Below are 22,869 nucleotides of genomic sequence, written 5' to 3'. Positions count from 1 at the left end.
CACTGCTCATCAGTGAAGACTCGGTGTCGTTGCTGTGTAGTCACGTCTCCACCGTGCCAGTCCTGGAATGGTCAATAAAGGAGACACGCCCTAGACGCGGATGAGTTCGCGCGCGAACGCGGTGAACGTGTCGCACCCGGTGTCGGTGATGAGGATGGACTCCGAAAGCTCGTAGCCGTAGCCATTCATCCACATCCCGCAGATGAGGTGGAAGGTCATCCCCGCCTCAAGGACCTGATCGTCCTCGGTCCTGATCGAGATCGTCCGCTCACCCCAGTCCGGCGGATACCCGATGCCGATCGAGTAGCCCAACCGGCTCGGCTTCTCCAGACCCGCCAGCGCGAGCACACGATTCCAGGTGCGTGCCAGCTCTGCCGTCGGGACCTCGGGTGCAGCCACGTCGAGGACCGCAGCGAGAGCTTCCGCCACAACCCCTTCGAGGCGAATGAGCTCCTGCTTCGGCGTGCCGACGACAGCAGTCCGAGCCAAGGGCACGTGGTACCGACGGTGCACACCTGCGAGTTCGATGCTCACAGACTCATCAGCGACGAAGCGCCGGTCCGTCCAGCTCAGGTGCGGAGTGTCCGCACTCTCGCCGGTGGGCAGCAACGGCACGATCGCAGGGTAGTCACCCCAGACGTCTCCAATGCCGCGGGCCTGGGCAGCAGCGATCTCGGCGGCCACCTCGTTCTGACCGACACCCGCCCCGATGGTGCCCAGGGCTGCATCCATCGCCGCCGTGGTCACCTCGGCGGCCTTGCGCATCAGTGCGACCTCGGCAGGCGACTTGATCGCCCGAATCCAATTGACCAGCTCGAACGAGTCCACCAGCCGCCATTCGGGCACCCCGTTGACGAGGGCACGGAAGGCACGCGGAGAGAAGAAGTGGGAATCCATCTCAACGCCGACCGGTGAGGACGAGGCGCGCGCGACCTCCCACCGCTGACGCAGTGCGAAGGACACCCAGTCGAAGGGGTGGATATGCGGGCGCTGGACGTAGCGCTCCGGATAGCCGACGATGTCCTCGGGCGGCAGCCAGGACGTGTGCATGGCACCTCGAGCATCCATGTCCCGCAGGAACAGCGTCAGTGGCCCCGAGGCCGGAACGAACAGGAGCTGCGGGGTGTAGAACGACCACGCGTTGTACCCGGTCAGGTAGTAGACATTCGCGGGATCTGTGACGATGAGCGCCGACAGCCCCTGGTCGATCATCCGATTCCGCACCGAGGCGATCCGCCCCAGATACTCGTCGGGAGAGAAGACCAATTCGTTCGCGCCGATCGTGTCGACCTCACCCGGGCGGGGCTGAGGACGAGCCCGGACTTCCTGTCCTGCTCGCCCCTGTTCCGCGCCGGGCCGCATTCCATGTACATCCGGCCGGTTGTCTTCGCCGGTGTAGAACAGCTCACCCTCATTCATGTCTACAGTGTGGTGATCCGGATCACATGGTGTCAATCTCCGCAACACGCGTGTTGTCGAGGGCAAAATTGCGAAATCATGACGAATCCAGAATCAATGAAATTATGATTCGACGAAATTCGCATGCGAAGGTGCGCATTCCGACGATTTCGATGATAGATTGGGTTGAGACCCACATCACGGAGGTGAAGAATGGCCCAATCGATGCCGAGCGGAAGCAACCACCGCCTGGGCAATCTCGACGAGAAATCAAAAGCGATCATCGTCGAATTGCAGCATGACGGACGGAAGTCCTACTCCGCCATCGGCAAGTCAGTTGGGCTGTCCGAAGCCGCCGTGCGACAGAGGGTCTCGAGACTCATCGATTCCGGCGTGATGGAAATCGTCGCCGTGACCGATCCTCTGAGTCTGGGCTTCGCCCGACAGGCCATGGTGGGGGTCAAGGTTCGGGGAGATATATCCAAGGTCGCCGACAGGCTCCACGGTTACGACGAGATCGACTATCTCGTCGTCACGGCGGGCTCGTTCGACATCTTGGTCGAGATCGTCTGCGAATCAGATCGACACCTGATCGAATTCGTCAACGAAGAACTCCGCTCGATCGACGCTGTCGTGGACACGGAGCTCTTCATGTACCTCTCACTGGAAAAGCAAAAATACAATTGGGGGACGCGATGACAGACAATGTCACGAGAGCCGGCACGCCTTATCAGGATGCCATTCGCAACAACGTGTGGATGCACATGGCACCACACCAGTCACTGTTCAACGGCGGCGAAGCACCGATCATCACCCGCGGCGAAGGTCACCACATCTTCGACGACAAGGGCAAGAAGTACCTCGACGGCCTCGCCGGCCTCTTCACCGTCCAGGTGGGACACGGTCGCGAAGAGATCGCCAAAGCGATGTCCGACCAGGCACTGAAGCTGCCCTTCATGCCGCTGTGGTCCTTCGCCCATCCGCAGGCCATCGAAGTCTCCGAGCGTCTGGCGAGCTACGCTCCCGGCGACCTCAACCGCGTCTTCCTCACTTCAGGCGGCGGCGACTCCGTCGAGTCCGCGATGAAGCTGGCGAAGAACTACTTCAAGGTCACCGGCAAGCCCGGCAAGCACAAGATCATCTCGCGTGCCACGGCTTACCACGGCACCCCTCACGGCGCCCTGTCCGTGACGTCGCTGCCGGATCTGCGCGAACAGTTCGCGCCGCTGGTCCCGGGTGCGATCAAGGTTCCCAACACGAACTTCTACCGTTCGCCCGAACCCTACGCTCACGATGAGAAGGCCTTTGGCCGCTGGGCAGCAGACCGCATCGGCGAGGCCATCGAATTCGAAGGCGCGGATTCGGTTGCCGCAGTCTTCCTCGAGCCGGTCCAGAACTCGGGTGGCTGCTTCCCGCCGCCTCCCGGTTACTTCGATCGTGTCCGCGAGATCTGCGACGAGTACGACGTGCTCCTGGTCTCGGACGAGACGATCTGCGCGTACGGCCGCATCGGCGACATGTTCGCCTGCAACGACTTCGGCTACGTACCGGACATCATCACGAGCGCCAAGGGCATCACCTCCGGGTATGCTCCGCTCGGCGCGATGATCGCCTCGGATCGTCTGTTCGAACCGTTCGGCCCCGGTGGAGACGAGACCTTCTACCACGGCTACACATTCGGCGGACACCCCGTCTCCTGTGCCGCCGCGATGGCGAACTTCGACATCTTCGAGGAAGAGAAGCTCAACGACCACGTGCACACGAACGCAGCGGCGTTCAAGTTCACACTCGAGAAGCTCAAGGATCTGCCGATCGTCGGTGACGTCCGCGGCGAAGGTTTCTTCTACGGAATCGAGCTCGTCAAAGATCGCGACACCAAGGAGTCCTTCACCGAGGAGGAGTCCGAGCGCATCCTCAAGAACTTCGTCTCGGCGAAGATGTTCGAGGACGGCCTCTACTGCCGCGCCGACGACCGTGGAGACCCTGTCATCCAGCTCTCGCCGCCGCTGACCGTGGGTCAGAAGGAATTCGATGAGATGGAGCAGATCATCCGCGGAACACTGACCGAAGCCTGGACCAAGCTCTGATCACTGAGGTCACAGCCTGAGGCCTGGTCCCTGGTCGGCCGACCAGTCAGGCGACCAACCGGTCTCACAGGCACACGACAGCGGCCCCGATTCCTCATTTGAGGAGTCGGGGCCGCTGTCGTTCTGCTGGTTCCGGCTCAGATGCCGAAGACTGCGTCTGAGCCGGCTCGAACCTGCATCAGACGCCGCATCAGAATCAGACGCCGAGGTGTTCGGCCAGGTAGTTCTCCACCTGGTCGAGGCTTACGCGCTCCTGGCTCATATCGTCGCGCTTGCGGATCGTGACCGCGTTGTCGTCGAGGGAGTCGAAGTCGAACGTAATGCACAGCGGGGTGCCGATCTCGTCCTGGCGACGGTAACGGCGACCGATTGCGCCGGCATCGTCGAAGTCGATGTTCCAGCGCTTGCGCAGTCGCGCAGCGAGCTCCTTGGCCTGCGGGGACAGCTTCTCGTTGCGGCTCAAAGGCAGCACAGCTGCCTTGATCGGAGCCAGGCGCGGATCGAGCTTGAGCACGATGCGCTTGTCGACGCCGCCCTTCGTGTTCGGTGCCTCGTCCTCGAAGTAGGCGTCGACGAGGAACGCCATCATCGACCGGGTCAGGCCGAAGGACGGCTCGATGACGTACGGGGTATAGCGCTCACCGCTGGCCTGGTCGAAGTACTGCAGCTTCGCACCCGAAGCCTCGGTGTGGGTGCCCAGATCGTAGTCAGTGCGGTTGGCCACGCCCATGAGCTCGCCCCATTCCGAGCCCTGGAAGCCGAAGCGGTATTCGACGTCGATCGTGCCTGATGAGTAGTGGGCACGGTCGTCTTCGGGAACGTCGAGGCGGCGCACGTTGTCCTCGGAGATGCCGAGGTCGAGGAACCAGTTCCAGCAGGCCTCGACCCATTCGCGGTAGTAGTCCTCTGCTTCCTCGGGACGGACGAAGTACTCGATCTCCATCTGCTCGAACTCACGCGTGCGGAAGATGAAGTTGCCCGGCGTGATCTCGTTGCGGAAGGCCTTGCCGACCTGGCCGATGCCGAATGGCGGCTTCTTCCGCGCCGCGGTGAGCACATTGTTGAAGTTCACGAAGATGCCCTGAGCGGTCTCCGGACGCAGGTAGTTCAGCCCTGATTCGGAGTCGACGGGGCCCAGGTAGGTTTTGACCAGGCCGGAGAACTCCTGCGGCTCGGTCCACTGACCACGGGTGCCGCAGTCCGGGCAGACGACGTCGGCCATGCCGTTCTCAGGGGCCTTCGAGTGCTTGGCCTCATAGGCCTCGACGAGGTGATCCTCGCGGTGGCGCTTGTGGCAGTTGAGGCATTCGACGAGCGGGTCGACGAAGGTCGCCACATGGCCGGAAGCTTCCCAGACACGCTTGGGCAAGATGATGGAGGAGTCGAGACCGACGACGTCCTCGCGTCCGCGGACGAACGTCTGCCACCACTGGGCCTTGATGTTGTCCTTGAGCTCGACGCCCAATGGGCCGTAGTCCCAAGCCGAACGGGACCCGCCGTAGATCTCTCCGGCTTGGAAGACGAATCCTCTGCGTTTGGCCAGGGCGATGACGGCATCCAACTTGGACTGTGCCACGATGTTTTCTCCTCGGGGTAGGTCGCCGACGGCCGGCTGCCGTGGCTCGCAGGTACAGCCTATCGGTTCGGCGATCCCGGACGGGTCATCGACCATGGGCGACGGAACTCACACTTCCTTACGGGCCCTGGGACCACCTCGGCGGGCCTGGGGCATGTAGGATTGGGGTACACCCAAACCTTTCTCCGTACTGACGGTTTTCAAGTCTGTCCAAGCACGCCTTGGATCTCATACGGTTTCGGCCCGGATTGCTCACGATGAATGCACAAGCGGCCGCAGGGTAGATCGCCACTTCAGTCATCTGCGATCAAGTGTGTGCCGACGTGAGAGAGAAAAACTCATGACCGACGTGTCACAGTCCGATACCGATACAACACCGAAATTCTCAGAGCTGGGTCTTCACCCGCTCGTCCTTCAAGCAGTCGAGGCTCAGGGGTACGAAACTCCGACCCCGATCCAGGCCGCAACCATTCCCGCGCTGACCGCTGGCCGCGACGTCATCGGACTGGCCCAGACCGGTACCGGCAAGACCGCCGCTTTCGCGCTTCCCGCGCTGTCTGACCTCGCCGAGGCGGGCCGCGCCAACGACGGTCCCTTCGCTCTGGTACTGACCCCCACCCGTGAGCTTGCGATCCAGGTCGCCGAGGCGTTCACCTCGTATGCCACGAACCTCAACGATTTCTCCGTCCTCCCGATCTACGGCGGCCAGGCTTACGGCCCCCAGCTGTCCGGCCTCAAGCGCGGAGCTCAGGTCGTGGTGGGAACGCCCGGTCGCGTCATCGATCACCTCAAAAAGGGTTCGCTCAAGCTGGCCAGCCTCCGTCACCTCATTCTCGATGAGGCCGACGAGATGCTCAAGATGGGCTTCGCTGAGGACATCGAAGAGATCTTCAGCCAGTCGGGCGATTCGCGTCAGGTGGCTCTGTTCTCCGCCACGATGCCGACCTCGATCCACCGCCTGACCGGCAAATACCTCAACAACCCCAAAGAGGTTCGCGTCGATGCGAAGTCGCAGACCGGATCGAACATTCGTCAGCGCTACCTCATGGTTCAGCACTCGCATAAGCTCGATGCTCTGACTCGCATCCTCGAGATCGAGGAGTATGAGGGCATCATCATGTTCGTCCGGACCAAGCAGGCCACGGAAGAACTCGCAGAGAAGCTGCGCGCTCGTGGCTTCAAGGCCTCCGCAATCAACGGTGACATCCCGCAGCAGGCCCGTGAGCGCACGATCGACATGCTGCGTTCGGGCAAGATCGACATCCTCGTCGCCACCGACGTCGCCGCTCGTGGCCTCGACGTCGAGCGCATCTCCTTGGTCGTCAACTTCGACATCCCCCATGACACCGAGTCCTACGTCCACCGCATCGGCCGCACCGGTCGTGCAGGCCGTTCAGGCGAAGCGATCCTCTTCATCACTCCGCGTGAGCAGCGTCTGCTCGGCTCCATCGAGCGCGCGACGAAGCAGAAGGTCGAGCAGCTGGCCATGCCCAGCGTCGAGCAGCTGACGAACACTCGCGTGGAGAAGTTCACGAAGCGCATCGACGACGCACTCGCCACGACTGAGCTGACCGAGCTCGCCACAGTCATCGAGCAGTACGAACTCTCCCGCAACATTCCGGCTACGGACATCGCCGCGGCTCTGGCCTCGATGGTGCTGGAGTCGAACTCGCTCAAGGCCGATCCGATGCCCGAACCTTCCCGCGGCAAGCCCGTCCGTGACGGCGGCGGACGCGACGGTAAGCCCGGCCGTGAACGCTCGTCCCGTCCGCGTGACGAGAACATGGCCACCTACCGTTTGGCCGTCGGCCGCAACGAGCGCCTGCAGCCGGGCGCCGTCGTCGGTGCCATCGCCAACGAGGGCGGCCTGACTTCGAAGGAGATCGGCCACATCGACATCCGTGCCAACCACACCCTTGTTGATCTGCCGAAGAACCTCGATCCGTCAGTGCTGCGCAAGCTCTCGCACACCGAGATCCAGGGTCGCCCCATCGACATCCGCCCGGATTCGGGCCGTCCGGGCCGTCCGTTCAAGAAGGGCAACTTCGACAAGCAGCCCGGTGACGCTCGCAGCTTCCGCGGCGATCGTCGCGGCGGCAAGAAGTTCAGCAATGACCGCTTCGGCGGCGAGCGTTCACACGACCGCTACTGAGTCACTGCTCGTCTGAGCAGACGACCGTGAGCATACGGCGCTGAATAGAAGACGCTGAATAGACCACTGGCCCGCACCGATTTCGGTGCGGGCCAGTGTCATGTCCGGGAGTTTCTGTCGTACCCGGGAGTTCCTGTCGTGCCCGGAAGTTTCCGTCATACCCGGGAGTTTCGAATTGCTCAGGAGCTCGCTTTGTCCACGGCTCCGCCGAAACGGCGGTCGCGGCGAGCGTACTCCTCGATGGCTTCCCACAGGGTGCGGCGGTCGACGTCGGGCCACAGCACGTCCTGGAAGACCATTTCGGCATAGGCGGACTGCCACAGCAGGAAGTTCGATGTGCGCTGCTCCCCCGACGACCGGACGAACAGGTCGACGTCGGGGACTTCAGCGGCATAGAGCCGCGAGCGGAGGGCCTTCTCATTGACCTTTCCCGGCTTGAGTCTGCCCGCGGCCACCTCCTCGGTGATCGCATTGACCGCATCGACGATCTCGGACCTGCCGCCGTAGTTGACGCAGAACTGCAGGGTCAGGCCCGTGTTGTCCTTCGTCATCTCGGCGGCGGACTCGAGTTCGGAGATGACCGATCGCCACAGACGTCCACGGCGCCCGGACCAGACGATGCGCACACCCAAGGCGTGCAGTTCATCGCGGCGGCGGCGGATGACGTCACGGTTGAAGCCCATGAGGAATCGGACTTCTTCGGGCGACCGCTTCCAGTTCTCCGTGGAAAAGGCGTAGGCGGAGAGATAGTCGACGCCGATCTCGATCGCACCATGGATGACCTCGAGGAGTGAGAACTCCCCCGCTTTGTGGCCCTCAGTCCGCGGCAGTCCGCGCTCGTTGGCCCACCGGCCGTTGCCGTCCATGACCACAGCGACGTGCTTCGGGATGAACTTCGCATCCATGGCCGGGGGTCGAGCTCCGCTGGGGTGCGGAGGCGGTGCGGGATAGCTCATCTGCTCTCCAGAACTCTCAGTGATCGGATATTGCGCTCCAGGTGCCAAGACACCCAGTCGGAGACGAGCTTGGACCCGTCCATCTGGTCGTGGAGGTCAGAGGCCTCGGCACGCTGCCAGTCACCGGAGAGCAGGGCGGCCATGTGCTCGAGGGCGTCGGTGTCGGGCAGGGCGGCACCGCTGGGACGGCAGTTCGTGCACACTGCCCCGCCTAAAGCGGCAGAGAACGCACGATGGGGTCCGGGCTGGCCGCACTGTGCGCAGTCGAGCAGGCTCGGCGCCCACCCGGCCACGGACATCGCCCGCAGCAGATACGCGTCGAGGGCCAGCCTCGGCGGGTGTTCGCCCTTGCACAGGGAACGGACGGCCGAGACGAGGAGGAGGAAGTGCGTCCGCGACTGCGGTTCGACCTCGGTGATCCGAGTGGCGGTCTCCGCCATCACAGTCGCGGCCGAGTACGCGTCGTAGTCGGCGCCGATGCCGCGGGCGAAGGGTTCGATGAGTTCGACCTGAGTGACGATGTCGAGGTTGCGTCCCACATGGCACTGCAGGTCGACGAGCATGAACGGTTCGAGCCGGGAGCCGAAGCGCGATTTGGTGCGGCGGATGCCCTTCGCTACCGCTCTGATCAGTCCGTGGCTGCGAGTCAGGACAGTGACGATGCGGTCGGCTTCGCCGAGCTTGTGCCCTGAGAGCACGATGCCTTCATCACGATAATTGTGCACCCTGCCATTATCGCAGAGTGCGACGGGGAATGGTCCCCGCCGCACTCTGTCAGCGATGTGAGATTTCAGCAGTGGATTGTGCCTCAAGTGGTGCAGCAATCACCTCTCCGGCGGGCGTTCCTCACTACTCCGGCGGGCGTTCCTCACCGTTCCCGCAGGTTCAGCGAGGTACGCCGTGTGCCGGGATCAGCGATCCTTGTCGCGATCGCGGATCGCCCGGTTGACTGCGGAGATCACGGCTTTGAGCGAGGCCTTCGTGATGTTGGGGTGCAGTCCCGCACCCCACATGACGCGGTCCTCGACGGCGAGTTCGACGTAGGCTGCGGCCATCGTGTCCGCCCCTGAGCCGATCGCATGCTCGGTGTAGTCCTGGAGCCGGATGTCGACGTCGAAGTTGTCGGTGAGAACTCGCACGAGAGCATCGATGGGGCCCTTGCCTGTGGCTTCGTAGGTGCGTTCCTGGCCGTCGACGATGAGGTCGACTTCGATGCGCTCCGCACTGCCCGTGTCATCGACCGAACCCGATTCGGTGCGGATGCCCACGATCTGGAACCGACCCCACGCGGCATCGGAGTCGTCGCTGGGGAGGTACTCGTGGTTGAAGATGCGGCGGATCTCCTCGGCAGTGACCTCACCGCCAGCCTCGGTGTGCTGCTGAACTGCACGGGAGAATTCGACCTGCATGCGACGCGGCAGATCGAGGCCGTATTCGCTCTTGAGCAGGTAGGTCACGCCGCCCTTGCCGGACTGCGAGTTCACCCGGATGATGGCTTCGTACGAGCGGCCAAGGTCCTTCGGGTCGACCGGCAGGTAGGGCATGTCCCATTCCATCAGGTCGACCGGAGTGCCCTGGGCCTTCGCATTCTTCTCACGGTCGGCGAAGGCCTTGTTGATGGCATCCTGGTGCGAACCGGAGAACGAGGTGAAGACCAGGTCGCCGCCGTAGGGGTGACGTTCGTGGACGCCGATCTGGTTGCATTCGGTCACAGTGTGGATGACTTCGTCGATGTCGGAGAAGTCCAGCTCCGGGTCGACGCCCTGCGTGTACAGGTTCAGTGCCACGGTGACGAGATCGAGGTTGCCTGTGCGCTCTCCGTTGCCGAAGAGACAGCCTTCGATGCGGTCCGCGCCGGCCATGATGCCCATCTCGGCGGCGGCCACACCGGTGCCTCGGTCGTTGTGCGGGTGCAGGGAGACAGCCACCTCGTCACGGTAGGGCATGTTCCGGCAGAACCATTCGATCTGGTCGGCGTAGGTGTTGGGTGTGCCCCGCTCAACGGTGGCGGGGAGATTGACGACGGTCTCGCGACCGGCCGCCGGCTGCCACATGTCGAGGACGCTGCCGACGATGTCGAGGGCGAACTCGGGTTCGGTGTCGACGAAGATCTCCGGCGAGTACTGGTAGCCGAAGTCCACGTCACCCAGCAGCGACTCGGCGTGCTTCATGACTGCCTGCGTGCCGCGGGTGGCGATGTCACGCGTCTGGTCGAAGCCGTCGCCGTCGAAGCCGAAGACGACCTTGCGGAAGACCGGAGCCGTTGCGTTGTAGAGGTGGACCGTCGGCATCTTCGCGCCGACGAGGGACTCGACGGTGCGTTCGATGAGGTCCTCACGAGCCTGAGTGAGCACGGAGATGCGGACATCGTCGGGGATCGCGTCCTGTTCGATGATCTCGCGGACGAAGTCGAAGTCGACCTGGCTGGCGGCGGGGAATCCGACCTCGATCTCCTTGAAGCCGAGCTTGACGAGGAGATCGAACATCTTGCGCTTGCGATCAGGGGTCATCGGATCGATGAGCGCCTGGTTGCCGTCACGCAGATCGGTGCTCAGCCAACGAGGGGCCTTGCGAATCAGTTGGTCCGGCCAGGTGCGGTCGCGCATGTCGAGGGCGATCCGGTCCTGGAAGGACTTGTATTTGCTGAACGGCATGGGAGTCGGCTTCTGCAGTTTCATTGTTCCTCAATCCTTATTCGTACGCTTTGACCAGCATAGGAAAACTCCGCGACGAGTGTGCTGTCCGTTCAGGACTCGTCGCGGCAAGGAAGGAGGAGCAACCTGTGAGCCACGTGTTCAACATAGCCCTCGTCCGCTCCTCCGTCCCAACCGTGTCCAAATCCTAAGATCGCCGAGGTAGTCCCGACCTTCTCAGTCGGGGAAGTCCCGATCTTCTCAGTCGAGGAAGTCGACCGACGCTCGGCGCATATTGAATCCGACGCCGCTTGAGTCCGCCTTGCACGTCATGCCCTCTTTCGTCGAGGTGCAGGTCATGCCGTCGGCAGAGACTGATTCCCCGTAGCCGAGGACGCGTGCGGGGCCAGAAGTCTCGGGTGCTTCGCGGCAGGAGAAACCGGCACCGTCCGTATTGGCCACGACGACAGAGCCCCAGTTCTCGAGCTGGCAGTCATCGGGCTTCGCAGGTGCCTTGTAGTCGAAGGACACGATGATGCACCTGGTGCGCTCGGCGTCGATGGTGCAGGAAATGTTGCCCGACGGTGAGGTGAACGATTCGTCGGCCACCGGCGCTTGCGAGGACTTCGGGCCATCGGTCGCCGGCGTTGAACCCCCGTTGTCCGAGGGCTGACCGGACGAGGATCCGGAGGCGACCTTGTCATCACTCTGCGTCGAATCCCAGGCGATGTAGCCGACGATGCCCAGAGCCAGGACCAGTGCGATCGCGGCGAGGATCCACAGCCAGGCGGGCACCTTCTTCGTCTCGGACTCACGGCGGTAGGGCCCGCCGGGGCCGTATCCGCCGGGCCCTCCGGGACCACCGGAGCCGTATCCGCCGGGCCCTCCGGGGCCACCGGGACCACCAGGGCCGTGTCCACCGCCATTGGGACCATAAGGACCACCGCCCGCTCCGTTTGCGGCCATACCCGCGTAGGCGGCATTCGCCGCTGGAGCTGAGGGTCCCGAGCCGTATGAGGCCTGCTGCGGTGCCGCCGGATTCGCGACGGTTGCCGGGTAGGCGGCCGCCCCAGGATGGGGAGTACCTCCGGTGTTCGGTCGGCCGCTGCCTGCGGACGAGCCGAATGTGGGAGCGCCCGAGATGCGGCGTCCGGACGGCTGCTGCACAGCCGACGGCTGTCCGTGTGCCTGTCCCTGTCCGTGCGTCTGTTCCCGACCGTGATCCTGGCCCTGCGCGCCGAAGCCGGAGTTCCAGGGCTCAGGATGCGGCGACTCCGCAGCCGGAGCACCCTGTGGGTTCCACTGTTTGGGCGCTGAGGCTGATTCGGCTTCGGCGATGTCTTCGGGTTTCACTCTGCGGGGATTCACATCGATGTCGTTCTGCTCGTCTTCCGCGTCGGCTGCGGCCAGCTGCCGGAGCTCTTCGAGGCTGAGTACCTCGGTCGCGTCGGTCCCATCGGCAGAGACCATCGACCGCAGTCGGGCCAGCTCTTCTGAGCTGAGGGCTTGGGTTGAACCATCCGCGTTCGGCGATCGGTCCTGGCCGATGAACAACTGAGTTGTGATCGAACCCGAAGACTCCTCGGCCGGCTTCCGACGCCCTGGGCGCGGAGGATGGTTCGGCACGGGTGGAATGCTCATGATGTCATTTTCGCATAGTCACTGCCGTGGAGTTCTCAAGGTTCGTGAGAAGATGGCCCCATGTTCAGTGGTGGAACCCAGCTCGGGACCTGCGTGGCGTTCGCTGCTGTGGGTCTGCTTCTGACCTCGTGCGGGACTCCGACCGACAGTCAGGATGACTCCTCATCGAGCCCTCATGCCACCGCCGTCGCGGCTCCGGCACAACGGACGAACGTCGGTGATTTCGCCGCTCCCGCTCAGGTTCTCCCACCGGGCGGAAACGACTCGCAGGGCGCAGGTTCCGGCGGCGACTCGTCCACCGGATCCACAGGTGGCGGATCGGCAGCCACAGACACCGCGCCGCTCGGGCCCGAGCATTCGCCCCGCGTCCCCGGTCTCGGGCCGGAGATGTCCGCACAGATCCCTGTCGAGACCTCTCAGGTCCTTGTCGCCGGCGGCTCCGACGCGTCATCGGACTCAGGCACCCTCAGCTTCTATCAGTTCGACGACGACACGTGGACGAAGCGGAAGACCTTCGACATCCACAATGGCAAGAACGGATGGCTGGCCGATCGCCACGAGGGCGACAAGACGACGCCGATCGGCGTCTTCACACTTAGCGATGCGGGCGGGTTCGAGGAGAACCCGGGCACGAAGCTGCCCTACGCACAGGATGATCGGCTGCCCTCCTCGGCGACGGTGGCCTACGGTCCGCAGTACGACAGGGTCTTCGATTACATCATCGCCATCGACTACAACCGCGCACCCGGAACTCCGCCCACGGACAAGACGCGTCCGCTCGGGTGGGATAAGGGCGGCGGGATCTGGTTGCACCTCGATCACGACTCGGGCACAAACGGCTGTGTGACCCTGGCGGAGAAGGATCTCACGTGGATCCTGAAGAACATCGATCCGGACTCTCACCCGCGCATCGCGATGGGTCCCGAGTCCGATCTGAAGAAGTAGGAGCTTCCGAATGCGAGAGCTCATCGTCTCCCTCGTGCAGTCGATCAACGGGTCATACGCCCAGGACGGCTGGTCGACTGGCGTGTCGACGAAGGCCGACTTCGCGTACTTCACATCACTGCGCCGGCAGGCGGGGGCGATCATCATCGACCGCAGGACTGCACTCAATCCCAACCTGCCTGTCATCAACGGAGCGGGCAAGGCGCTCGACCACACTCCGGTGCATGTGCTCACCGAATCCGACCCCGAGGTGCTGGCCGCTCAGCTCGCAGAGCTGGGCCTCGACTACCGGGCGCACCATTTCACCCCCGACACAGTCGCCGAGGTGGTGGAGTCGGTCGAGGCGACCAGTGACACTCTGGTGTGCGAGTCGGGACCCAATCTCGCCTATCGGCTCCTCGATTCGTATCCGGGAGCGCAGCTGCACCTGAGCCTCAGTCCCCGCTACAGCAGAAACTCCGGCAGCCACTTCTGCCGGTTGGAGGCAGACATCGATCTGTGCGTCATCGACGTGCGCACCGTCGACGATCAGGTCTTCGTGCGTTACGCCAAAGCGTGAAGTTGGCTGCTGATCTCATCGTCGACCGGCCTGCTCAGCAGACCTGCCACAGTATCGGCGACTCTCGCCAGGCTCACAGTCTCCACTCCCCCGCTGAGATCGTTGCGCTCATCTCCACCGATGGGAGCCATGACCTTGAGCTCCCGGAAGTCGACGGACTCGGACTCGGCGGCGGCGACCATGACGAGCATCTCCTGAGCAGCCCCGAAAACGCTGATGGCCCCTGATCCGACGCAGGCTTCGACGCTGGCGACGCCGTTGAGCGCAAGATGGCGAAGTCGGGTTGAGTCGGAGCGTTCGTGACCGGCGTCGGGACCGTCCGCGCTCTCGGCGCTCTCAGTGCTCTCGGTGCCGTCCGCGCTCTCGGCGCTCTCAGTGCTCTCGGCGCCGTCCGCGTCATCTGCGCTGCCATCCTCAGCACCCACCTCGGCGAGAGACTCCGAGGCACTGCAGGCGGCGAAATGACCCCGCAGGTACGAGCCGAAGTCATCGTCGAATGACCCGATGCCGCGACCGATCATGGTCCCGTCCACATACCATCCGCCGATAGCGGCGATGACAGCGTCGACCCGGGGAGCTCGTGTGCGCTGAAGCTCGGTGACGACACTCTCCGGTCGATCCACCCAGTCGGGCAGGACGAGTGGAGCGTAGGGCGTCGGGCCCTCCGGCTGCTTCCGGACGACGCCCGTGATGCGATGGGCAGGGGCCAGGTGCTCGGCCAGGCCGGTACCGACATGACCGGAGGCTCCGAAGATGAGGATGTGCATGGCCTCAACTCTATTTGACGTAGACCTTGACGCCTTCGACCTTCTTGTAGGTCATGTAGCCGTGTTCGAAGTCCTGGCGGGTCTTGCCGCTCTTCGCATACTCACCACTGGTGGGCAGACCGAGCTTGCTGCGCTCCCAGCCCAGTTTCTTCCACTCCGTGAGCATTCCATGGCTCAGCGGCTGCCCCTTCGTTGCCGACGACCAGGCGATCATTCCGGATGTGAAGTTCTGGTAGACGGCACCCTTGCGATATTTGAAGGCCTTCTCATCACTCGTCGGGAACCCGAGTGAGCCCTTCTCGAATCCGACTGCCTTGTACGCGGTCCTGATCCCGCCGCCATTGAGATGCGCTCCGGTCGGCGACGACCAGTAGACCGTGCCGTTCTGGAAGTACTGATACGCCCCGTTGGGGTTCTTCAAGGACTTCTCGACCGATGTCGCCGGCCCGGTCTTCGACGAGTGTGCACGGTAGTAGGTGCCGATGGCTCCCTTGACCGGGTGCCCGCCGAGTGTTGACTGCAGCGATTTCGCGCCCGATCGGATGCTGCCGAGCTTCGCATAGTACGAGGTGCCTGGGCATTCTGTATAGCTGGTGTCCCTGTGGCCGGAGACCACATTGAGACTGACCTTCTTGCCCTCGGGGTAGCGACTCGTCGAGCCGCCGCCGGAGGTCAGCGTCATCTTCCCTGTCGGGTTGAAGCCGTACTGGTTGGCCTTCCACGCGATGATGCGTTTGACCGAGTTCTGCGCGGCGGTGCTCGGTGCCGAGCTCGTGTACGTGCCCAGCACGCTGATGCCGATCGTGTAGGAGTTGAAACCGGAGGCGTGCGCACCCGTGACCGCCAGGTCGATGCTGCCGGCGCGTCCTTCGTAGATCGTGCCGTACTTGTCGACGAGGAAGTTGTATCCCAGGTCGCACCAACCGCGATTCTGCGTGTGATAGGCGAGGTAGCCGCGGATGATGCCGGGGGCCTGAGCCTTCGTGTAGGAGTTCGAGCCTGCCGTGTGGTGGAGGAAGACACCCTTCGAGGTGGTCGTCTTATCGGTCTCGCAACGGACGAGCTTTTCGTCAGCACCCCACTCCTTGCGTGTGACGATGTTGGCTTTGAGCTCCTTCTGGTAGACCTGCGGCGACAGGCCCTGTGCAGGGTCGACTGCCGAACCGCTCTTCTTCGCCAGCGCGGAGTCCTGGCCGCTGACGGAAGTTGCGACCTTCGTGATCGTCAGATCGGAGGTGTCCTGGTTCGATCCTGCCGATCTGACTTCGACCTGGCTGGAATCGACGACGGGCACGGCGACTGACTGCCCCTGCGTCTGCTTGATCTGCGCGTCCTCCGCTGACTGCGGATCGGGCCCGTCCCCGTCCTCGGCGGGCAGTGCCTGCCAGGACGACCAGCCGCCGCCGTCGCGATGCCGGATCTCGAGTTCAGGGTCATCGCCCTTCCAACTCGCCCCGACGATGTTGACCTGAGCGTCGTCGAGTTTGATGCTCTTGACGGCTTCGGGCTTGGCCGCATAGGTCGTACTGGTCGTACCGTCTCCCTTGGCGACCTTCGGCTTCGGATCGTCGGCGGCAGCCGTTTCGGATCCTGAACTGCTCGGTGCGCTCGCCTCCGGTCCGTCTCCGCCCAGCGACGGCCGATCGGATCCGTCGCCGCCCAGGGACGGAGCGTCGTTCGGTGTCGAGGCGAGCGCAGACGTCGACATCATTGTCGCCAACAGTGCACCGGCCAGGGCTGACGCCCAGATCTTGGTCTGTTTCATAGGATTCTGATTCCTTTGGGATCGGCGAACTTGCTGGCTCGCAGCACGGTGATCCGCAGTGACGGCACCGAGCGTCGGGGAAGTACGACTCGGGTTCATAGTAGAGCCAAACGCGAACCACGTGAAGAGAACTCGCACCTTGCTCTCAGATTTCTTCAAGCCGTGATCCGGCCCTGAGTCCGCAGTCGCGTGCGGCAAGGGCGATAGTCTGGTGGCAGGACCCGCCCCCACCTGCTGAAGGACCCGATGGCCGACTTCGACGAACTCACGCGGCTCGAACGGATCCTCGACCTGGTCGCCAACAGATACCTCGGACGGTTTCCCACCGGTATCCGTGAGTTCCTGGCCTTCGGCATCAAACAGGCGTGGGCATGCCTCTTCGGTGCGCTCATGCTCACAGCGATCATCGCCACCGCCTGGTGGTATCCCGACGGAGCAGTCCTGGCTCGCAACGACCTCCTCGTGATCCTCGCAGTGCTCATCCAGATCGCCATGCTCGTCCTGCGCCTGGAGACGGGCAGGGAGGTCATCGTCATCGTCCTGTTCCATATCGTCGGCACCGGGATGGAGGTCTTCAAGACTTCGGTCGGCTCGTGGAACTATGCCGCCGGCGGGGTGCTCCACATCGCCGCGGTTCCGCTGTTCACCGGATTCATGTACGCGGCAGTCGGCTCCTACCTCGTCCGGGTCTATCGTCTCTTCGACCTGCGCTTCAGCCGCTACCCGCCGAGGTGGATCACCGTTGTCATCGCCGCGGCGATCTACCTCAACTTCTTCACCCACCATTTCATCGTCGATGTTCGGTGGTTCCTCGTCCTCGCCGTCGGCGCAGTGTTCTTCCGGTGCAGCATGCATTTCCGCGTGCATGAACGCACTCTGCGGATGCCGGTTCTCCTAGCCTTCGTACTTGTCGCGTTTTTCATCTGGATCGCGGAGAACATCGGAACCAGTGCCGGCGCCTGGCTGTATCCGTCGCAGGTCGACGGATGGCATCTCGTGCCGGTCACCAAGCTCGTGGCGTGGTTCCTGCTGATGATGATCTCGGTTGTCCTCGTCACCTTCGTCTACCCGCCGAAGCCCCCGGACCCTCCGAAGCCCCCGGGCCCTCCTGCGCATGAGGACAACGCGACCATTCGACGCTGAGGCAGCGCGGTCGAAGGACCCCTGAAGCGAGCACTGCCGACTGATACTGTGAGCTGAAAGCCCCTGCACGGTCGAAGGAGACTCATGGCAGCCGCGGACTCAGAAGAGCCGAGCCCACTCGTCAATGCAGTCCGCCCACCGTCCGGCAGGTATCTTGCAGTGAGCGCGAAGGTCATCCTCCGGGTCGTCGCAGCGGTCCTCGCCCTCCTGCTCGTCCTCACACTGATCGGCGTCTTCTTCGTCCGCCGGCCCTTCCCTGACGTTGACGGCGAGCTGAGCCTGCCGGGGCTCGAATCGCAGGCGACCGTGACTCGAGATGCTTCGGGTGTGCCGACCATCGAAGCGTCCACCGCCCATGACCTGTTCATGGCTCAGGGCTTCGTCCACGCCCAGGATCGGTTCTGGGAGATGGACTTTCGCCGACATGTCACCGCCGGGCGGCTCTCCGAGCTCTTCGGCGAGACCCAGTTCAGCACGGACTCGTTCATCCGCACCCTCGGCTGGAGGAAGGTGGCCGAAGCAGAGGTCAAGGCCCTCGACCCGAAGACTCGCGGCTACTACGACGCCTATGCCCAGGGGGTCAACGCCTACCTGAAGGACAAGTCCCCCACCGAGGTGTCCCTCGAGTACGGCATCGTCGGACTCCAGACCGGCGGTGTCGAGATCGATGACTGGACCGCGGTCGACAGCGTGTTATGGCTCAAGGCCATGGCCTGGGACCTGCGCTCGAACCTCGAAGATGAGATCGATCGCGCGATTTCGAGCACCACACTCGATGACGAGCAGATGGCCGATATCTATCCCGACTACCCCTACGACTCACGACCGACGATCATCGACGGAATCCCGGACACCGCCCCGGCAGCCGGCGACGCGGGCGGCGACGAGGAATCAGGAGACACCAGCACAGCACCCGGTGCCGACGAAGCCCGTGCCGGCGGTGCGGTCAGCGTGAGAGCTCAACCTGGAACAGCCTCGGCGGGGGACGAGCCCGTGCCCGATGCCGTCGATCCCCCGGTCACCGCGGGTGTCTCCGCCTCCGGTGTCTCCGCCTCCGCTGATCAGCCTGCTGACCTCGGTGAGCTCAAGTCTCGCCTGCGCTCACTGCCGGCCCTGCTGGGGATGAACAGCCACGACATCGGGTCGAATTCGTGGGTCGTCTCCGGCGCTCACACTGCCTCCGGGGCTCCACTGCTCGCAAACGACCCTCACCTGTCCCCCGCTATGCCCTCCGTCTGGCACCAGATCGGACTGCGCTGTGCTGAGGTCACTGCCGAATGTCCGTTCGACGTCTCGGGGTTCTCCTTCTCAGGACTGCCGGGAATCGTCATCGGCCACAATCAGAACATCGCGTGGGGTCTGACGAACCTGGGCCCTGACGTCACCGATCTCGTCGTCGAGAAGATCGACGACGGCCAGGTGGTTCGCGACTCCGGCGAGGAACCGGTGCAGACGCGCACGGAGACGATCAGGATCGCCAAGCACGAACCGCGCACGATCACGGTCCGCTCCACCAGGCACGGGCCGATCATCTCCGGTCTCAACGGGCCCTACCGCAGCGTCCTTGACGCGGTCACGGGTGCGAGCACTGCCGACACGAAGTCAGGGCCGGGCGATGAGCACTACGAGCTCTCCCTGCAGTGGACCGCGCTGGAGCCGGGCAACACCGCCACCGCGATCTTCGGACTCAATGCGGCCACGAACTGGGATGAGTTCCGTGAGGCCGCCTCACTCTTCGACGTCCCCGCCCAGAACCTCGTCTACGCCGACACCTCGGGCAACATCGGCTATCAGGCTCCCGGTCGGATCCCCCGCCGCGGCGACAGCGACGGCATGCTGCCCCGCGAAGGCTGGAAGTCGGCCCAGGACTGGCAGGGGTACCTTGACTTCGACGACCTGCCGACGCTGTACAACCCCGATCGCGGGTGGATCGCGACGGCGAACAATCCGGTCACTAAGCCGGGCGGCTCCACGCGGCTCGGCGATGACTTCGACGACGGGGACCGTGCGGCGAGGATCACCGAACTCCTCACCGAGACCATCGCCAAGGGTGATGTCACGGCCGACGACTTCGCCCGCGTGCAGTCCGATGACCTCAATCCCCTGGCCGCGACTCTCCTCCCCCGTCTGCTCGAGGTCGATGCCAAGCGGGGTGCAGGAGATGGGGACACCGCTGACTCGACCATCGACAGGGCACAGAAGCTGCTCGCCTCCTGGGACGGTCACGACGATGCCGACAGTGCGGCTGCGGCTTACTTCAACGTCGTCACATCGACTCTGCTCGACGAGGTGTTCGCACCGAAGCTGCCCGATGCGGTGCCGCCCGCAGGCGGATCCCACTGGTACCTCGTGCTGGAGAACCTCCTCGACGACCCCGATTCGTCCTGGTGGTCTCGCGATCACGTCGACGGCCGCGATGAGGCACTGGCCCAGGCCATGGATTCTGCGTGGCAGCGGACCGAGGATCTGCTCGGACCCGAGCCCGTGACGTGGCGGTGGGGCACACTGCACGAACTCACGATCAAGAACGCGAGCCTCGGCGAGTCCGGGATCACCGCGGTCGAGAATCTGTTCAACCGGGGACCGTACGAGATATCGGGCGGCTCAGGTGAGGTGAATGCGACCGGATGGGACGCCTCGGTCGGCTTCGAGACGAACTGGGTGCCGTCGATGCGTCAGATCATCGACCTCGACGACTTCGACTCATCGAGGTGGATCAACCTCACGGGCGCCTCGGGGCATGCGTTCAACGAACACTATGCGGATCAGACCGAGGACTGGGCTGCGGGCAGAACCCGTCCCTGGCCTTATTCCCGGGCGGCAGTGGACGCAGGTGCGGAGGACACGTTGGTGCTCACACCCTGAGACGCCTCAGGCCTTCGGCAGGATCTTCGCTTCGAGGAAGTTCGCGACGTCGTCTTCCCAGCGGACTGGGTCGATGTTCCACTCCTTGGTGTGGCGGGCCTTGCCGTAGACGGGCATCGTCACGAGGTCGCGACGGACCGAAGCCAGGGCGTGCGAGGGTGCCGACGGCACGAATTCGTCGTCATCGGAGTGGATGAGCAGCACGGGTACGTCGAGTTCGGCGGCCCTGGTCACCCAGTCCATCCGGTTCAGATCGAGCGGAGTCTGGAGCCCGGTGATCGGTCGCGCCCAGGGCTGCGAGATCATCTCGAGAGCGAGTTTGGCGATCGGCGTGGGAAGCATGTTCTTCCTCGCCTGCCCGTCGAGGACGTTGACCCAGTCGACGACAGGACCGTCGAGGACGAGCGCGGTCACGAAGCGTCTGTTGCGTCCCCGCGAGGCGGCTTGGAGGGAGATGGCCCCGCCCATCGACCACCCGACGAGGACGACATTGCGCGCCCCGTGGGCGACTGCGTAGTCGATCGCAGCATCGACGTCGATCCATTCGGTGTCGCCGAGGCCGTAGCGGGATTTGGTCTCGACCCGCACCTCAGCGTCGTTGCGGTAGGACATCGCGATCGATGGGATGCCGAGAGTGTTAAGTATCGGCGCTGCACGCAGGCCTTCGGCTCGGGTGCTCGCACGTCCGTGGACGAGGATCGCCCAGGTGTCCTTCGGCTCCGGGTGGTCGGTGGGCAGGGACCACGCCGGGAATCGACCTGCGTCGGACTCGAGCTCGATGTCCTCGAACTTCACCCCGGCTGCCACGGGGTCCGGATAGACGATGCCCGTCCAGCGCCCGCGGGAGGCGTGCCTGATGTCGCCGCGGGTGACCGAGAGGATCTCACGGGAGACGGTCCGGGACCGCGGATCGTATTCGACGATGTCGCCGATCACGGCGTGGCCGGCGCTCTGATTGAAGTAGAGACCGTAGGTTCCCGGCACCGTCGTCTCTTCGGTGGCGGGCAGATGGATGCGCATGTTCGGCGGGAATCCGTCGATGTGTAGGATATCGAGCTCTTCGGGGGCGTTCTCCGGCACAACGATCTTGCGCGCAAAGTAGGCGGCCAGCCCTGAGGACGCCACCGAGATCACAGCGCCGACCCCGGCACCGACTCCCACCGAAGCCACCAGCAGGCGAGTCGGGAATTTCGTGTCGCGAACCATGAAAACCTCCTGCTTTCATTGTCGCCCAAGGAATGAGAAGTCTCCAAACGCTGTTGACCCGGTGAGAGAGTCGTCAGCGACCGGCCTCATCGGATACCGCAATGCCCGCGCCTGATGCGTCCCGCCGCTGCCGAGTCCCGAACGCCGGCTGTCAGTGCGAGAATGGACTGCAGCCGATACCGACAAGCACCGGAGGTCACGATGAGCCAGTCAACGAACATCAACACTGGGTCCGAAGCAGCGCCGACAGCAGGAACCGAGTCTGCCGAAGTCCGCTGGCAGGATGTCCTCAGCCCCGAGGAGTACGCGGTCCTTCGCCAGGGAGGCACGGAACGTCCGTTCGTCGGCGAATACGTCGACACCACCTCGGCGGGGATGTATCAGTGCCGCGCATGCGGTGCCGACCTCTTCCCCTCGGATACCAAGTTCTCCTCGCACTGCGGCTGGCCATCGTTCTTCGCACCCCTGGCCGAGGATCGGGTCCGCTACATCCGCGACTCATCATTGGGCATGGAGCGCGTCGAGGTCAGGTGCGCGAACTGCGATTCGCACATGGGCCACCTGTTCGAGGGCGAGGGCTACGACACCCCCACCGACCAGCGGTACTGCATCAACTCGATCTCGCTGAAGCTCAACGAGAACGGCGAATGAGCGCAGGCTCCCAACTCGTCGTCAAGACCTTCGACCAGCTCACCCGTGAAGAGCTCTACGGGATCCTGCAGCTGAGGTCGCAGGTCTTCGTCGTCGAACAGGACTGCGTGTTCCTCGATCAGGACGGGGTCGATGCGCTGCCGCAGACTCTGCACGCGTTCTATCCCGACTCAGCTCGCACGATGAACGACACCCACGGCGCCGAGGTGGGTCGCAGCTTCGCACCCAAGGCCTACACCCGTTTGCTGCCGCCTGACTTCCCCGACGGTCCCGCGTTCGAGTCCGGGGCACGCAGCATCTCACGCGTCGTGACGAGTCCGCACGTGCGCGGCGAGGGCTGGGGGCGTCGGCTCATTCGCGAGCTCGTCGCTCGTCATTCCGATCAGCTGCTGACCTTGAATGCGCAGACCCATCTCGAGGGCTTCTACGCCGGTTTCGGGTTCAGCCCGAACGGTCCCCGCTTCTTTGAGGACGGGATCGAACACACGCCTATGTCACGTCCGGCCGAGGCCTGAGCCGCCACAC

General features: G+C 63.9%; 18 protein-coding genes. 9 read left to right on the top strand and 9 right to left on the bottom strand.

All coding sequences use genetic code 11. From position 1 onward, the window contains the following. Nucleotides 1–90 precede the first annotated feature (90 nt). Nucleotides 91–1,419, bottom strand: a complete 1,329-nt coding sequence (locus tag MPN20_RS02335) for a M24 family metallopeptidase (protein WP_242779055.1) — start codon at nt 1,417–1,419, stop codon at nt 91–93. A gap of 192 nt (nt 1,420–1,611) precedes the next feature. On the opposite strand from MPN20_RS02335, the gene MPN20_RS02330 reads away from it, so the two are divergent. Both MPN20_RS02330 and MPN20_RS02325 read left to right on the top strand, forming a co-directional pair. Continuing rightward, entirely contained in the window at nt 1,612–2,097 is a 486-nt protein-coding gene (locus tag MPN20_RS02330; protein ID WP_242779052.1) for an Lrp/AsnC family transcriptional regulator, read from the top strand. Continuing rightward, a complete protein-coding gene (locus MPN20_RS02325) occupies nt 2,094–3,485 on the top strand; it encodes an aspartate aminotransferase family protein (RefSeq protein ID WP_242779049.1) in 1,392 nt (463 codons plus the stop codon). Before MPN20_RS02330 ends, MPN20_RS02325 begins: the two co-directional genes overlap by 4 nt. Nucleotides 3,486–3,681: 196 nt before the next feature. Here the strand turns inward: MPN20_RS02325 and MPN20_RS02320 are convergent, their stop codons facing one another. After that, nucleotides 3,682–5,064: a glycine--tRNA ligase gene (locus MPN20_RS02320; protein ID WP_242779068.1), complete on the bottom strand. Its 1,383-nt coding sequence runs from the start codon at nt 5,062–5,064 to the stop codon at nt 3,682–3,684. 337 nt (nt 5,065–5,401) lie between these two features. Here MPN20_RS02320 and MPN20_RS02315 point away from each other — a divergent pair, with 337 nt between their 5' ends. Further along, entirely contained in the window at nt 5,402–7,213 is a 1,812-nt protein-coding gene (locus MPN20_RS02315) for a DEAD/DEAH box helicase (protein ID WP_242779046.1), read from the top strand. Between the two features lie 179 nt (nt 7,214–7,392). Here the strand turns inward: MPN20_RS02315 and MPN20_RS02310 are convergent, their stop codons facing one another. The 4 genes from MPN20_RS02310 to MPN20_RS02295 all read right to left on the bottom strand — a co-directional run bounded on the left by MPN20_RS02310 (nt 7,393) and on the right by MPN20_RS02295 (nt 12,443). Beyond that, nucleotides 7,393–8,169, bottom strand: a complete 777-nt coding sequence (locus tag MPN20_RS02310; protein ID WP_242779043.1) for an isoprenyl transferase — start codon at nt 8,167–8,169, stop codon at nt 7,393–7,395. Then, nucleotides 8,166–8,894 (bottom strand): DNA repair protein RecO, encoded by a 729-nt coding sequence (gene recO / locus MPN20_RS02305; protein ID WP_242779041.1) that lies wholly within the window; start codon nt 8,892–8,894, stop codon nt 8,166–8,168. The genes MPN20_RS02310 and recO overlap by 4 nt, the downstream gene beginning before the upstream one ends. A 186-nt stretch (nt 8,895–9,080) precedes the next feature. Next, nucleotides 9,081–10,847 carry a 2-isopropylmalate synthase gene (leuA, locus tag MPN20_RS02300; RefSeq protein ID WP_242779039.1) on the bottom strand — a complete coding sequence of 589 codons (1,767 nt, stop codon included), beginning with the start codon at nt 10,845–10,847 and terminating at the stop codon, nt 9,081–9,083. A gap of 216 nt (nt 10,848–11,063) precedes the next feature. Next, nucleotides 11,064–12,443, bottom strand: coding sequence for a DUF6636 domain-containing protein (locus MPN20_RS02295; protein ID WP_242779036.1), 1,380 nt, complete (start codon nt 12,441–12,443; stop codon nt 11,064–11,066). A 60-nt stretch (nt 12,444–12,503) separates the two neighbouring features. Here MPN20_RS02295 and MPN20_RS02290 point away from each other — a divergent pair, with 60 nt between their 5' ends. Beyond that, the gene (locus MPN20_RS02290; RefSeq protein WP_242779033.1) at nt 12,504–13,388 is read left to right on the top strand and encodes a L,D-transpeptidase family protein; all 885 of its coding nucleotides are present in this window, start codon (nt 12,504–12,506) and stop codon (nt 13,386–13,388) included. Between the two features lie 10 nt (nt 13,389–13,398). Beyond that, nucleotides 13,399–13,947, top strand: coding sequence for a hypothetical protein (locus MPN20_RS02285; protein WP_242779030.1), 549 nt, complete (start codon nt 13,399–13,401; stop codon nt 13,945–13,947). On the opposite strand, the gene MPN20_RS02280 is transcribed toward MPN20_RS02285, so the two are convergent. Together MPN20_RS02280 and MPN20_RS02275 are read right to left on the bottom strand one after the other, a co-directional pair. Further along, the gene (locus tag MPN20_RS02280; RefSeq protein ID WP_242779027.1) at nt 13,932–14,714 is read right to left on the bottom strand and encodes an NAD(P)-dependent oxidoreductase; all 783 of its coding nucleotides are present in this window, start codon (nt 14,712–14,714) and stop codon (nt 13,932–13,934) included. The two genes, MPN20_RS02285 and MPN20_RS02280, sit on opposite strands and share 16 nt — an antisense overlap. 10 nt (nt 14,715–14,724) lie before the next feature. Continuing rightward, a complete protein-coding gene (locus MPN20_RS02275; protein WP_242779024.1) occupies nt 14,725–16,479 on the bottom strand; it encodes an N-acetylmuramoyl-L-alanine amidase in 1,755 nt (584 codons plus the stop codon). Nucleotides 16,480–16,725: 246 nt separating this feature from the next. On the opposite strand from MPN20_RS02275, the gene MPN20_RS02270 reads away from it, so the two are divergent. Together MPN20_RS02270 and MPN20_RS02265 are read left to right on the top strand one after the other, a co-directional pair. Then, nucleotides 16,726–17,622 (top strand): DUF817 domain-containing protein, encoded by an 897-nt coding sequence (locus MPN20_RS02270; RefSeq protein ID WP_242779021.1) that lies wholly within the window; start codon nt 16,726–16,728, stop codon nt 17,620–17,622. Between the two features lie 84 nt (nt 17,623–17,706). Then, the gene (locus MPN20_RS02265) at nt 17,707–20,487 is read left to right on the top strand and encodes a penicillin acylase family protein (protein ID WP_242779018.1); all 2,781 of its coding nucleotides are present in this window, start codon (nt 17,707–17,709) and stop codon (nt 20,485–20,487) included. A gap of 6 nt (nt 20,488–20,493) precedes the next feature. On the opposite strand, the gene MPN20_RS02260 is transcribed toward MPN20_RS02265, so the two are convergent. Beyond that, complete coding sequence (locus MPN20_RS02260; protein WP_242779015.1) at nt 20,494–21,693, bottom strand: alpha/beta fold hydrolase; 1,200 nt, start codon at nt 21,691–21,693, stop codon at nt 20,494–20,496. A gap of 201 nt (nt 21,694–21,894) precedes the next feature. On the opposite strand from MPN20_RS02260, the gene msrB reads away from it, so the two are divergent. Beyond that, nucleotides 21,895–22,344, top strand: a complete 450-nt coding sequence (gene msrB / locus MPN20_RS02255) for a peptide-methionine (R)-S-oxide reductase MsrB (RefSeq protein ID WP_242779012.1) — start codon at nt 21,895–21,897, stop codon at nt 22,342–22,344. After that, nucleotides 22,341–22,859: a GNAT family N-acetyltransferase gene (locus MPN20_RS02250; protein WP_242779009.1), complete on the top strand. Its 519-nt coding sequence runs from the start codon at nt 22,341–22,343 to the stop codon at nt 22,857–22,859. Before msrB ends, MPN20_RS02250 begins: the two co-directional genes overlap by 4 nt. Nucleotides 22,860–22,869: the final 10 nt, after the last annotated feature.

This window comes from Brevibacterium sp. ZH18, from assembly GCF_022748595.1.
GTDB lineage: Bacteria > Actinomycetota > Actinomycetes > Actinomycetales > Brevibacteriaceae > Brevibacterium.
This window is presented reverse-complemented; position numbering and strand designations above follow the sequence as displayed.

Bases quoted from the DNA above. Each gene is read 5' to 3' on its own strand.
- MPN20_RS02250 (WP_242779009.1), top strand. From the start codon at position 22,341: ATGAGCGCAGGCTCCCAACTCGTCGTCAAGACCTTCGACCAGCTCACC.
- MPN20_RS02325 (WP_242779049.1), top strand. From the start codon at position 2,094: ATGACAGACAATGTCACGAGAGCCGGCACGCCTTATCAGGATGCCATT.
- MPN20_RS02270 (WP_242779021.1), top strand. From the start codon at position 16,726: ATGGCCGACTTCGACGAACTCACGCGGCTCGAACGGATCCTCGACCTG.
- MPN20_RS02335 (WP_242779055.1), bottom strand. From the start codon at position 1,419: ATGAATGAGGGTGAGCTGTTCTACACCGGCGAAGACAACCGGCCGGAT.
- MPN20_RS02260 (WP_242779015.1), bottom strand. From the start codon at position 21,693: ATGGTTCGCGACACGAAATTCCCGACTCGCCTGCTGGTGGCTTCGGTG.
- MPN20_RS02330 (WP_242779052.1), top strand. From the start codon at position 1,612: ATGGCCCAATCGATGCCGAGCGGAAGCAACCACCGCCTGGGCAATCTC.
- MPN20_RS02290 (WP_242779033.1), top strand. From the start codon at position 12,504: ATGTTCAGTGGTGGAACCCAGCTCGGGACCTGCGTGGCGTTCGCTGCT.
- leuA (WP_242779039.1), bottom strand. From the start codon at position 10,847: ATGAAACTGCAGAAGCCGACTCCCATGCCGTTCAGCAAATACAAGTCC.
- MPN20_RS02275 (WP_242779024.1), bottom strand. From the start codon at position 16,479: ATGAAACAGACCAAGATCTGGGCGTCAGCCCTGGCCGGTGCACTGTTG.
- MPN20_RS02265 (WP_242779018.1), top strand. From the start codon at position 17,707: ATGGCAGCCGCGGACTCAGAAGAGCCGAGCCCACTCGTCAATGCAGTC.
- MPN20_RS02285 (WP_242779030.1), top strand. From the start codon at position 13,399: ATGCGAGAGCTCATCGTCTCCCTCGTGCAGTCGATCAACGGGTCATAC.
- MPN20_RS02315 (WP_242779046.1), top strand. From the start codon at position 5,402: ATGACCGACGTGTCACAGTCCGATACCGATACAACACCGAAATTCTCA.
- MPN20_RS02310 (WP_242779043.1), bottom strand. From the start codon at position 8,169: ATGAGCTATCCCGCACCGCCTCCGCACCCCAGCGGAGCTCGACCCCCG.
- msrB (WP_242779012.1), top strand. From the start codon at position 21,895: ATGAGCCAGTCAACGAACATCAACACTGGGTCCGAAGCAGCGCCGACA.
- MPN20_RS02295 (WP_242779036.1), bottom strand. From the start codon at position 12,443: ATGAGCATTCCACCCGTGCCGAACCATCCTCCGCGCCCAGGGCGTCGG.
- MPN20_RS02280 (WP_242779027.1), bottom strand. From the start codon at position 14,714: ATGCACATCCTCATCTTCGGAGCCTCCGGTCATGTCGGTACCGGCCTG.